This is a genomic window from Clostridium sp. D43t1_170807_H7, assembly GCF_015555905.1.
Classification (GTDB): Bacteria; Bacillota; Clostridia; order Clostridiales; family Clostridiaceae; genus Clostridium.
The window spans coordinates 40,820-53,681 of sequence record NZ_JADNLK010000005.1; the positions used below are offsets into that span (position 1 = coordinate 40,820).

A 12,862-nucleotide genomic window follows, 5' to 3' on the forward strand; every position below is an offset into this window, starting at 1 on the left:
AAGTATTCTATGGAAGAAATAGTTAAAACAATAAAGAAAAATCAGTTGTTCATTGGATTAAGTGATGAAAGTATAAAAAAAGTTTTAAAAGAAATTAAGTACTATATAAAGAATTACAGTAAGGGAGAAATAATTGCTCATGAAGATGATGAATGTAGAAGTTTATCTTTAGTTTTATCTGGAACTATAGAGATACAGAGATTATATTCTAACGGAAAATATATAGTCTTAAGTAGATTGCTTGAAGGAGATGTATTTGGAGAAGCATTGGTATTTTCCAAGGCAAAAACATATCCTGCAACAGTAATAGCTTTAAGTGAATGTACGGTTCTTTTTATAAATAAAAATGATGTTTTAAAATTATGTTCTTATGAAGAGAAAATATTAGAGAATTTCATTTCCTTATTAAGCGATAAAGTATTCATTTTAAATTCAAAAATAAAAAGTATATCTTTTAAAAGTTTACGACAAAAAGTTATTAATTATATTTTAAATGAAGTTAAAGAGCAAAAAAGTAGCTCTATAATATTAAAAAATTCAAAGGAAGAAATAGCCGCATTGTTAGGTGTTCCAAGGCCTTCCTTATCAAGGGAATTAATTAATTTAAGAGATATGGAGTATATTGAATTTGATAGAAAAAAAATTCAAGTATTAGATATTGAAAGTTTAGAAGAAGAATTATTTAATTAGAAAGAAGAGTTTGTAACAGATGTTACAGACTCTTTTTCTATATAGATATAAAATAAGCACATAAATTGAATTTCAAAAGGAGATTTTAATATGGAAAATAAAATGTTTTGCTTTCAATGTCAAGAAACAGCAGGTTGTACAGGCTGTACTAAATTTGGTGTATGTGGAAAAAGTCCAGAACTTGCAAACATGCAAGATTTATTAATATATGTTACTAAAGGTTTATCAGAGGTAACAACAAGATTAAGAAAAGAAGGAAAGAAAATTGATAAGGAGTTAAATCACTTCATCACATTAAATCTTTTCACGACTATTACAAATGCAAACTTTGATAATGAAGTATTTTATAGTAGAGTAAAAGAAACTTTAAGAATAAAGAAAGAGTTAATTGCACAATTAAATGATAAAGAGAAGTTATCAGAAGCTGCTTTATGGGATGCTTCATCAAATGAAGACATGGATAAGAAATCAAATAGTGATGAAGTTGGAGTTCTTGCAACTAAAGATGAAGATATAAGATCATTAAGAGAACTTATAACTTATGGATTAAAGGGATTATCAGCATATTCAAAACATGCTAATGCTTTAGGATATGATAATGAAGAAATAGATAGATTTATGCAAGAAACTTTAGCTAAACTTTTAGATGGTTCATTAAGTGTTGAGGAATTAATTGCTTTAACATTAGAAACAGGAAAAGTCGGAGTAGATGGTATGGCATTATTAGATACAGCTAATACTGAAACTTATGGAAATCCTGAAATAACAAAAGTAAATATAGGAGTAGGTAAAAATCCAGGTATATTAGTATCAGGACATGACTTAAAAGATATTGAACAATTATTAATTCAAACAGAAGGAACAGGAGTAGATGTATATACTCATTCAGAAATGTTACCAGCTCACTATTATCCAAGCTTAAAAAAATACAAGCATTTAGTAGGTAACTATGGTAATGCTTGGTGGAAGCAAAGAGAAGAGTTTGAAAGCTTTAATGGACCAATATTAATGACTACTAACTGTATAGTGCCACCAAAGAATGAAAGCTATAAATCAAGAATGTATACAACAGGAGCAGCAGGTTTTGAAGGTTGCGTTCATATAGAAGCTGATGAAAATGGCGTGAAGGATTTTTCTGCAATAATTGAACAAGCTAAGAAGTGTAAGGCACCAACAGAAATAGAGCAAGGAGAAATTATAGGTGGATTTGCTCATGCACAAGTATTAGCATTAGCTGACCAGGTTGTTGAAGCTGTTAAAACTGGAGCTATTAAGAAGTTCTTCGTTATGGCAGGATGTGATGGAAGAGCTAAGTCAAGAAATTACTATACAGACTTTGCAAAGGCATTACCAAAGGATACAGTAATATTAACTGCAGGATGTGCTAAGTATAAATATAATAAGTTAGATCTTGGAGATATAAATGGAATTCCAAGGGTTTTAGATGCAGGTCAATGTAATGATTCTTATTCATTAGCATTAATAGCATTAAAATTAAAGGAAGTATTTGAATTAGAAGATATTAATGAATTACCGATAGCATTTAATATTGCATGGTATGAACAAAAGGCTGTAATAGTATTATTATCATTATTATACCTTGGAGTTAAGAATATACATTTAGGACCAACACTTCCAGCATTCCTTTCACCTAATGTAGCTAAAGTTTTAGTTGAAAATTTTGGAGTTGGTGGAATAACTAATGTTGAAGATGATTTAAATATGTTTTTAAAATAGTTGAAAAGTAGAAAATCGCAATAAAATTTATTAGAGTATTTTTTAGAGTCGGAGATATCCGACTCTATTTTTAAAAATTAAAATTTAATACAAAAATAAAAACGTTCCTAGAATATATGCCGGGGGAAGGTATTTTCTAGGAACGTTTTTAATAGGGGAAAATTTATTTAATGCTTTATGATTAAAGTATAGTATAGAAATTTGTTAATTGTGTTTCAATTTAATGAAATTGATATGTTTAAATTAACATAAGAATTGTACTTGGGTAATAATGTAAAGTGATTTATAATAGTTTTATATTAAGGAATATAAAAAGAAGCCAGTATTAAGTAAGAAATTTAGTAATATTTTATTTGTTATAAGGAGAATGATTAATAGCGTAAGGAATAGCAAAGGCTATAAATATAGATGTTATAGAATTTAAAATAAGAAAATAATTATGTTATGAAAAGAATTAATAGTATAGCGGAGGAAGTAAATGAAAAAGAATGCAGCACTAAGAGAATTTAAAAAATTAAAAAGTCAAATAAATCAAATAGAAGAAATAGTACATCATTCAAAGGTAGGAGCATTAATAGAACAAGAAACTTCTATTAGAAAGAAGATTAGATTACTTAAAGAAATGGAGAAGGAAGGCTTTAAGGACTATCAAGATGTATGTGATAGATATGAAGAAATACTAGAAGATGCTTCTAAGAGAATGCTTGAAGATTATAATAAAAAAAATAATACTGATTTTGATTTTTATGAGGTAGTTAGAGGTAATTATAATACCTTTTTAAATTCTGGAATTATGACAGTTCTTACAAAGCAACATATACCAAAGCTTATTGGAGAGGCTTTTGAAGAGGCATTCCCAGATAATCCAAAAGATGAATATATGATAACAAGAAGAATGAAAAGAAAGATATATATTCACCTTGGAGATACAAATACAGGAAAAACTTATAATGCAGTAGAAAGACTTAAAACAGCTAAAAAAGGAGTATATTTATCTCCACTTAGAATTCTTGCCTTAGAAAACTATGATAAATTAAATAATGAAGGCATAGTTTGTGATTTAATGACAGGAGAAGAAGAAATAATAAAGGAAAATTCAACACATGTTTCTTGTACTATAGAAAAGGTTAATTTAAAGCAAAGTTATGATATTGCCGTAATTGATGAAATTCAAATGGTTAGTGATACACAAAGAGGAATTGCGTGGAGTAGAGCAGTTTTAGGGCTTAGATGTAATGAAATTCATATTTGTGGAGCAATGAACGCTAAAGAATTATTAGTTAAAATATTAGAAGATTGTGAAGATGACTATGAAATTAAGGAATATCATAGAAATATACCTTTAATAGTTGAAACAAAAAACTTTAGTTATAATGACGTTCAAGAAGGAGATGCTATTGTAGTATTTTCTAAAAAGAGAGTTTTAGAAATAGCACAGGATTATTCAAATAAAAATATTAAGACTAGTATTATTTATGGTGATTTACCACCAGAAGTTAGAAAAATGCAATATGAGCAATTTATAAATAAGGAAAATAAAGTTTTAGTAACAACAGATGCTATTGGAATGGGTGTTAACCTACCTATAAGAAGAATAATATTTATGTCTATAAGAAAGTTTGATGGGGAAGAAGTACGAGAGTTAACATCTCAAGAAGTTAAACAGATTGCTGGAAGAGCAGGTAGAAAGGGAATATACGATACAGGGTATGTTGCTGGAGTTTCAGATACTCATAATTTCATTAGTAGAAAGTTAGAAGTAAAGGATGATATTATAAAGCAGGCAGTAATAGGTCCATCAGAAGCAATTTTAACTATAAAAAGTTTACCGCTAAATGAAAAATTAGTGCTATGGAAAACTAGAGAATCAAAGATAGATTACTATACAAAGATGGATATAAGTGAGTATCTATTAATTTTAGAAAAAATAAAAAGATATAAACTTAAAGAAGAGGATCAATGGGATTTATTAAAAGTTCCCTTTGATGTTGCAAATGAAGAGCTTATGGAGAAATTCTTAGAATATGTAGATGAAGTCTTTGTTACTAAGTTAAAAGAAATAACAAAGCCAACATGCTTTACAGGAAACCTTGATGATTTAGAAATATATTATCAAAAAATTAATATGTATTATTCTTTTTCTAAGATATTTAACTTAAAGTTCGATGTGGATTGGGTATATTCAGAAAGAATTAAAGTTAGCGAAGATATAAATGAAATTTTAGTGAAAATATAAGCACTATAAGTAGTGGTAAATGTAGTAAATATAATTTAAAAGTTAAAAATAAAGTAGCAAATATAAATTAATAGCATAGTATATATAAGAAAATAAAAAAGGAGGTAGAGTTTATGTTTAATAATAATATAGAAAAAATAGGAATGGATAAAGTTAATAATAAATTTTATATGATAGCTCTACCTATGAAATAATTTTATACTTTTTTAGTGAATTGTAATAATTATTATACATACCATGAGTTATCATATTCATGGTATTTTTATGTTGTTTTTTAATAATGATATTTTAATGACCATGGAAAAACCATGGTCATTTTTGTATAAAAATTTTCAAGAAAGGAGAAAATAAAATGAATAATTACTTTATAGGTATTATTACACAAATAAAATTTAATAAGAAAGGGGGAAGAGATTATGACACCATTATACGACTACAATATTGCAATGATAATCAATAGTTATATTATAAAAGCTATAGTAAATGATAAAGATTTAAGTATGAGAGATAGAAAGCCTAGCTTAATAAAAAGATTATTAAATAAAATAATTTAATAAAAATAAAAAAATAAAGGAGAGATAAGTAAATGACTAAGAATTGGAGTTTAAATAATAATGGAAATAGAATAAGTGGTATTTATAAGAAAGAAGAAATTTTAAAAGTTTATAAACGGTGGAAGTGCTAATTATATATTTGAAGGAAATATTAGAAATAGAGATTTAGAATTATAGTGTAAATATGAGGGAATAGCTTTAAGTGAATTGAAAATCTTTCCTAATAAAAAAATTAATACTATAGGTAAGATAAAAAAGATATTAAGAAAATTAAAAATATAAATTAGTAATAAGAATAAAAGGAGATGTTAACTATGCATCTCCTTTTTTTACAAAGAAAATAATAAAATATTAAGATTATATTTATACAAAATGTTGGTTATTTTGTTATAATTATAGAATGCTTAACTATTACATAAAAGTAATTAATAGGTATTATAAAGGAGTATGAACAATTGAGATATTTAAATGAGTATAAGAAAAATCTATTTTATAAAAAGCCAGTAGAATTTAATAAGAATTCAAATAAAGATGTATTAAAGTATGCAGTAGGTGCTAATTTATATATGAATGGAGAAAAGGATTTTTATGAAAAGATAATTAATGGAGATTTTAATGAGTTAGGTGCAATTTCTATTTGTTTTGAGGATGCAACTAGAGATAGTGAGGTTGAGAATACTGAAAATAATGTAATTAATATGCTAGAGAATTTAAGAAAGCATATTAATAATGGAGAATTTATAAATAATATTCCTCTTATTTTTTTTAGAGTTAGAAATTATGATCAATTTCTTAATTTCACATCAAAATTAAAATCTGAACATTTTAGATATATTACTGGATTTATTTTTCCAAAGTTTACTACAGAAAATTCAATAGCTTATCTTAAACATACAAAGAAACTTTCAGAAAAGTATAATGAAGTTCTATATGGCATGCCTATTTTAGAGAGTGAGGCTATTATTTATAAAGAAACTAGATTTCAAGAGTTAATTAATATAAAAGAAATAATAGATGAGTACTCAGACATTATTTTAAATATTAGGGTTGGAGGTACTGATTTTTCTTCTAAATTTGGATTAAGGAGAAGTGTTGATTCTAGTATTTATAATGTAAGAGTAGTATCGGATTGTCTAATTGATATTATAAATATGTTTTCAAGAGATGGAGAAGATTACGTTATTTCAGCGCCAGTTTGGGAATATTTTTCCGAAGATATAAAATCTAAGGAAGTTTGTGGATTAATAAATGAAATAAAAAGTGATAAAGAAAATGGATTTTGTGGTAAAACAATAATTCATCCAAGTCAAATAAAATATGTGAATTCATTATATACAGTTACTTATGAGGAATATATAGATGCTAAAAGTATAATTAGTTCTTTGGAAGATGGAGGCGTATTTAAAGGTTATGGTGGCAATAAGATGAATGAGGTAAAACCACATTTTAATTGGGCTAAGAAGGTTATGAATAGAGCTGAAATTTTTGGAGTTTTAAATGAAGGAATATTATATGAAGACTTGTATAATAAAGATAATTTAAGTAGTAAATCTATAGAAGTATTATAAAAATAATATAAAAGGGGATAGGATATGAGTGTAGACATTAATATAAGAGAAAATAAATACAATTTAAACTTGAATGATTTAATAGTAATGGGAAAAAGAATTAATAATGAAAAAAGAAATTTTTTGTTTATAAGTAAGGTGTTAGGAAAGCATATTGAAGCTAAACCTAGTGTGTGTAAAGAAATAGGTTGCAAGTTAGCTGGATTAATTTTTAATAAAGAAGAAGAAGGAGAAACCTATAAAAATAATGAAAAAATATGTGTATTAGGGTTTGCTGAAACAGCCACGGGATTAGGAATGGCTGTAGCATCATATATTCAAAACTCTTATTATCTAACTACTACTAGAGAGGATATAAAAGAGATAAAATCTATTTTGAAATTTGAGGAAGAACATTCTCATGCAACAACCCATAAATGTTTTCCATTAGATAAGGACAAGCTTATTAATTCAGAAAAAATAATTTTAGTAGATGATGAAATAACAACTGGGAAATCTATGATAAATATAATAAAGGAACTAAAAGAGGTTACTAATGCAAAAAAATTCATTATATTAAGTATTTTAGATTGGAGAAATAAAGAGCATAGGAAGGCATATGATGATTTAGTAAATAAAGAAAATATTAATGTAGAGGTTTTATCATTAATATCAGGAGAGATAAAAATAAAGGATACAACTACTTATATGGATAATAATGATAATGTAATAAATGATACTACTAATGTTTTAAATTATAATGCTTTAGATAGGATAGAGCTAAAGACAAACTATGAAAAAGAAGTTGAAAGTTATTTATTACATACAGGAAGATTTGGAGTGGAATTTAATGAAATAGAATCATTAGAGGGTAAGTGTGAAGATATAGCTAATAGGCTTGAAGAGTTTATTGGAAGTAACGAAAAAATATTAGTATTAGGACATGGGGAGAATATATATATTCCTTGTAGAATAGCAGCCTATATAAAGGGAGATGTATATTTTAAAAGTACTACAAGAAGTCCAATTTATTGTGATGATGTTGATGGGTATCCTATAAAAGAAAAACATGTATTTTATCATAAAGGGATAAAGTATTATTTTTATAATAAAAGTGAAATTGAAAAAAAATATGATAAGGTGATTTTAATAACAGAAGATGATTTAAATATTAAATTAACGAATAATATGATTGCAGTAAAGGTTTAAAAGTTATGGAGAATATAAATTTAGTCAGACATAGTTATAAAGGGGATTGCATATTTTTACTTAAAGATTTAACAGATAAAATAAAGGAAATTACAATAGAAGAAAAAGAAGAATTAATAAGAAGTGGAGTAAGCTATTCTGAGATGATTTCAAAAGAAAGTATACCAAGTAAAGATATTAAAAATATATTTCTTAATATCTTAAATAGAGATAAGAAATTAATTGCATATTATGTTGCAAAGATATCCGAGATAATATATAGGCAAAAAGGTAATAAGTTGGTAATTGTTTCTTTAGCAAGAGCAGGAACTCCTTATGGAATATTAATTAGAAAATATTTAAAGTTAAAATATAAAGTGGATATACCGCATTATAGTATATCTATTATAAGAGATAAGGGTATAGATTCTAATGCATTGAAATATATTTTAAGTGAACATAGGGAAGCAAATATACAATTTGTTGATGGATGGACTGGAAAAGGATCTATAACAAAAGAATTAAATAAATCTATAGATGATTTTAATAATAAAAATAAAACTAATATAGATAGTTCATTAGCTGTTATTTCAGATCCAGCAAAATTGTGCAAAGTATGTGGAACAAGAGAGGATTTTGGAATAGCAACTTGCTGCTTAAATTCAACGGTAAGTGGATTAATAAGCAGAACTATTCATAATGAAAAGTATATTGGGAAGAATGATTTTCACGGGGCAAAGACTTTATATTATTTAAAGGATCAAGATTATTCACAGTATTTTATTGATGAAATAAATAATGAATTTAATAAAATAAACATTGATTATAAGAATTTAGTTTTAGAAATTGAAGATAAAGAGTATTCAATGAAAATTGTTAATAAAATAAGAGAATTATATGATGTTAATAATATAAATAATATTAAATTAAGTGTGGGAGAATCAGCTAGAGTTTTATTAAGAAGAGATCCTAGAGTTGTATTAGTTAAAAATAAAAGTGATAAAAATGTAGAACATATAATTAAATTAGCGGAGGAAAAAGGAGTAAAGATTATTGAATATAAAGATAGTGACTATAATTGTATTTCAATAATTAATGAAAAATAAATGGAGAAAATATTTTTTATTACGGATTTAGATAGAACAATCATACATTCTAAACATAAGGGTTATAAGTGTGTAGAAAAGCTTGGTGATAAAGAGATAACCTATATGACTGATTATGCTTATGATAAGCTACAGGAGTTGTTAAAAAGAGAAGAGTTTATTTTTATACCATGTACTATGAGGAATATTAATCAGACATTAAGAGTTGATTTTATAAGAGATTACAATCCCAAAATTATAATATGTACAAATGGAGCTCAAATTTATATTGATGGAAAACTTGATGAAGCTTGGGACAAGCAAATGAAATCTTTATGTAATCAAGATGAATTGAATGAAAATATTAATTATCTTGAAAAATTAAAAAAAGAATATAAAGAGCGTATAGGAGTTATAGAAATAAGGAATATTGAAGATTCTTATATTACTGTAAAATGCATAGACTCATATGAAGCAGAGAAACTTTACAATATAATAAATAATAAGTTTGGTAAAAATATTAATGTCTTAAGAATAGAAGCTAAGATATTTATTATTCATAATAGAATAAACAAGGTATATGCTGTGGATTATATTATTGAAAGGTTTAATATAAAGAAATTAATTACATCTGGTGATACAGAGGTTGATAGAGAGTTTACTAGTAGAGGAATAACGATTTTACCTAAGCATAGTTCTTTCAAACATGAAAAGGCTATAATAACTGAAAAAAGCAAAATACATGCTACAGAAGAAATTTTAGATTATATAAATAAAATTATTATGTAAAAAGTAGAACCAATGGAGTAAAAGAAGGAAAAAGTTGAAAGGAAAGTATGAAATAGGTTAAAATTTAGATGGAAGGTTTATTTTAAGAAAGTAAGAGGTTAATTTGTAAAATGGCTATAAATTTAAGAAACATAACAAGTTATATGTTTAGAACTATTTATGAAAGAGAAGATACATATAATAAGTTTAAGCCATATTTTTATAGATTTATAGGTGTAGATGATAGTTCTAAATATAATGATTTTATTAAGACTATTGAAAGTAAGTTTATAGAAGAGGAAGATAAATGTATTATATTTGATAATTCTATTCCTTTAAGCGGTGAAATGGAATTAATTCAGTATATTTTTAATGAACTTGCCTCAATGGATGTTTATAAAATGACTACACAAGATATAACGATATTTGATGATTTTGAAGTGAATTTTAAGTTTTTAAGTGCATTAGAATATGTTATACCGATTGCTTGTAGCAAGGAAAATTTCTTTAATGATAATGTAAGAAATAATTTTATAACTAAATTAATTGTTTGGACTTATACCTATGCTAAAGATATAAAATATGATGCTAGCATTAATCCAAAGTGTGTTTATTACGGCAATATTGAAAGACATGAAATATATTTTCTAATTATGCTTTATAAAATGGGCTTTGATGTTATTTATATTAATCCATTAAAAGAAGAGTTATGGAATGAAATTGATGATGCAGGTCTAAGTCAATGTATAAAAAGTATGGGGATTTTAAGTGTTGAATCTTTTAAAGAAAGAGCTAGCAAGGGGAAGGTAATTGATAATTTTGAAACTGTTACTAAGCAAATTCAAAGAGATATAGAAGAACAGCTTTTTTCTAATACTGGAATGTTTAAACCGTGGCAGTTTAGAAAAGGATATACAAAGAGTATTTTACTAGACACAATATTAGAAGATATTTATATTTATTGGAATGAGCCCTGTAAATTGAGAAGTGGATTTAAGGTTGAAGGTAATACCGTTCAGGTTCCGTGTTTCTTTAAAAAGATAGATGGAATATATAGTGATGAATTTGAGTATCAAAAGCTAGTGAAATATTGTACATCATCACCAAATACTTTAGTTTTTAATGGGAGATATTTCTCAGAAGATGTGCAATTTACAGATGATATGTACCAACTTATGTTTTGTCAACTAAGTGATGGTTCTTTTGATATAGATGAACTTAAAAAGTTGCCTATATATAGATTTTCAAAATATAGCGAAGATACTCAAAATTTTTTATTAAAAAAGTTTAATGAAACCATAAGCAATACAGAATTATTTAATAGAACTTTTACTAAAGAAGAAATATTAAGATTATTAGTATTAGTTTTAGGGTTAAATGAAAGTATTGTTAGATTAATAGATAATTTTGATTTTACAGCAGCTATACCTAAAATAGTAATTTATCTTGAAGATGAAAATACAATGCCTGAATCTATGCAAATACTTTTGGGATACCTTCATACTATAGGGATTGATATAGTTATATTTAACCCATCAGGTTTATTTAATATTAATAATGTAATAAAAGCTACTGCTTTAAATAATTTTAGATTAGATGTAATGAAGTATGATTCAAAATATAATAATTTAATGAATTTAAAACAAGGAGTTTTTTCAAGATTTTTAAGAAGGTAGAAAAAATAGAAAAGGAGAGATTTATATGAATAATAATGATAATAATATGTTTGGACAAACATTAAATGAGGATATATATGAAAACCAACAAATGGGATATCAAGGTCAACAAGGAGGTTACCCAAACCAACAAATGGGATATCAAGGTCAACAAGGAGGTTACCCAAACCAACAAATGGGATATCAAGGCCAACAAGGAATGTATCCAAATCAACAAATGGGTTACCAAGGACAGCAAGGAATGTATCCAAATCCTCAAATAGGTTATCAAGGAGAAATGGGAATGTATCCTAATGATAATACACAAATTCCAAATGATAACTTTGATATGGCAACTATATCAGAATATAAGCAAAGATTAAGAGGAATGAAAGAGGTTCAAGATCTTACTAGTGAAGTAGAAATTCAAAATCCTAATTCAATAGTTATGTTTGGACAAAAGGCAAGTGAAAATATATCTAAGGTTTCTGATGAATTATTAAAATCAATGAAGGCTGTAAAATCAGAAGAAGCTAGTGAAATGCTAGTAAACTTAACTAAAATAATGGATAAGTTTGACGTTAAGGAACTTGAAGGAGTAGAAAAACCATCTATGTTATCTAAGCTTATGAAAGGTGTAGGTAATAGTGTAGCTAAATTATTTCAAAAATACGATACTATGGGATATGAAGTAGAAAAGGTATATGTATTATTAAAGAAATATGAAAATGATATTAGGGAATCAAATGCTAATTTAAAGAAACTATATGATGCTAATCTTCATTATTATCAATTATTGGAGAAGTATATTGTTGCTGGAGAATTAGCATTAGAAGAAATAGATGCATATATACAGCAAATATCAATGAATACTGCAATGAACCAAGAAGAAAAGCAGATGTTAACTCAAAAACTTGAAATAAGCAAAGAGATGTTATCACAACGTGTATATGACCTTCAAATTGCAGAAAATGTTGCAATTCAAGCAGCACCTATGATTCAAACTATACAAATGTCTAATTTTAATTTAATGAGAAAAATAAATTCATCATTCATAGTTACATTGCCAATATTTAAGCAATGCCTAGCACAAGCTGTTATATTAAAAAGACAAGAAATTCAAGCTAAATCAATTAAGCAGTTAGATGATAAGACTAATGAACTTATTATGAGAAACGCTCAAAATACTGCTAGACAGTCAGTAGAAATTGCAAGAATGGCATCAGGAAGTTCAGTAGCTATTTCTACATTAGAGAAATCCTTTGAAACAATAATGAAGGGAATAGAAGATACTAAGGCTATTCAAGAAGCTAATAGGGCACAAAGAGTAGAGAACTCAGCTAAACTTGAACAAATTAAGCATACAATGAAAAAGAATATAGCTCAATCATAAAATAATTAA

The 12,862-nt window shown here is 26.2% G+C and carries 10 protein-coding genes; all 10 read left to right on the top strand.

Going from position 1 to position 12,862, the window contains the following annotated elements; genetic code table 11:
- The first annotated feature begins 9 nt into the window (after positions 1–9).
- The 10 genes from I2E98_RS04435 to I2E98_RS04480 all read left to right on the top strand — a co-directional run bounded on the left by I2E98_RS04435 (position 10) and on the right by I2E98_RS04480 (position 12,853).
- Positions 10–690, top strand: a complete 681-nt coding sequence (locus I2E98_RS04435) for a Crp/Fnr family transcriptional regulator (protein WP_195467761.1) — start codon at positions 10–12, stop codon at positions 688–690.
- A 90-nt stretch (positions 691–780) separates the two neighbouring features.
- Positions 781–2,427 carry a hydroxylamine reductase gene (gene hcp, locus I2E98_RS04440; RefSeq protein WP_195467762.1) on the top strand — a complete coding sequence of 549 codons (1,647 nt, stop codon included), beginning with the start codon at positions 781–783 and terminating at the stop codon, positions 2,425–2,427.
- A gap of 478 nt (positions 2,428–2,905) precedes the next feature.
- A complete protein-coding gene (locus I2E98_RS04445) occupies positions 2,906–4,663 on the top strand; it encodes a DEAD/DEAH box helicase (protein ID WP_195467763.1) in 1,758 nt (585 codons plus the stop codon).
- A 416-nt stretch (positions 4,664–5,079) separates the two neighbouring features.
- Positions 5,080–5,217 (top strand): hypothetical protein, encoded by a 138-nt coding sequence (locus tag I2E98_RS04450; RefSeq protein ID WP_195467764.1) that lies wholly within the window; start codon positions 5,080–5,082, stop codon positions 5,215–5,217.
- Positions 5,218–5,672: 455 nt separating this feature from the next.
- A complete protein-coding gene (locus tag I2E98_RS04455) occupies positions 5,673–6,785 on the top strand; it encodes an HpcH/HpaI aldolase/citrate lyase family protein (RefSeq protein WP_243250943.1) in 1,113 nt (370 codons plus the stop codon).
- Between the two features lie 24 nt (positions 6,786–6,809).
- On the top strand, positions 6,810–7,973 hold the full coding sequence (locus I2E98_RS04460; protein WP_195467765.1) for a phosphoribosyltransferase domain-containing protein: 1,164 nt from the start codon (positions 6,810–6,812) through the stop codon (positions 7,971–7,973).
- 5 nt (positions 7,974–7,978) lie between these two features.
- Complete coding sequence (locus I2E98_RS04465) at positions 7,979–9,058, top strand: cysteine protease StiP domain-containing protein (RefSeq protein ID WP_195467766.1); 1,080 nt, start codon at positions 7,979–7,981, stop codon at positions 9,056–9,058.
- Positions 9,059–9,826: an HAD family hydrolase gene (locus I2E98_RS04470; protein ID WP_195467767.1), complete on the top strand. Its 768-nt coding sequence runs from the start codon at positions 9,059–9,061 to the stop codon at positions 9,824–9,826.
- Between the two features lie 110 nt (positions 9,827–9,936).
- The gene (locus I2E98_RS04475; protein WP_195467768.1) at positions 9,937–11,481 is read left to right on the top strand and encodes a YceG family protein; all 1,545 of its coding nucleotides are present in this window, start codon (positions 9,937–9,939) and stop codon (positions 11,479–11,481) included.
- 25 nt (positions 11,482–11,506) lie between these two features.
- A complete protein-coding gene (locus tag I2E98_RS04480; protein ID WP_207737569.1) occupies positions 11,507–12,853 on the top strand; it encodes a toxic anion resistance protein in 1,347 nt (448 codons plus the stop codon).
- Positions 12,854–12,862: the final 9 nt, after the last annotated feature.

Coding starts and splice junctions, on each gene's coding strand:
- I2E98_RS04435 (WP_195467761.1), top strand. CDS start 10: ATGGAAGAAATAGTTAAAACAATAAAGAAAAATCAGTTGTTCATTGGA.
- I2E98_RS04470 (WP_195467767.1), top strand. CDS start 9,059: ATGGAGAAAATATTTTTTATTACGGATTTAGATAGAACAATCATACAT.
- I2E98_RS04460 (WP_195467765.1), top strand. CDS start 6,810: ATGAGTGTAGACATTAATATAAGAGAAAATAAATACAATTTAAACTTG.
- I2E98_RS04480 (WP_207737569.1), top strand. CDS start 11,507: ATGAATAATAATGATAATAATATGTTTGGACAAACATTAAATGAGGAT.
- hcp (WP_195467762.1), top strand. CDS start 781: ATGGAAAATAAAATGTTTTGCTTTCAATGTCAAGAAACAGCAGGTTGT.
- I2E98_RS04475 (WP_195467768.1), top strand. CDS start 9,937: ATGGCTATAAATTTAAGAAACATAACAAGTTATATGTTTAGAACTATT.
- I2E98_RS04465 (WP_195467766.1), top strand. CDS start 7,979: ATGGAGAATATAAATTTAGTCAGACATAGTTATAAAGGGGATTGCATA.
- I2E98_RS04450 (WP_195467764.1), top strand. CDS start 5,080: ATGACACCATTATACGACTACAATATTGCAATGATAATCAATAGTTAT.
- I2E98_RS04445 (WP_195467763.1), top strand. CDS start 2,906: ATGAAAAAGAATGCAGCACTAAGAGAATTTAAAAAATTAAAAAGTCAA.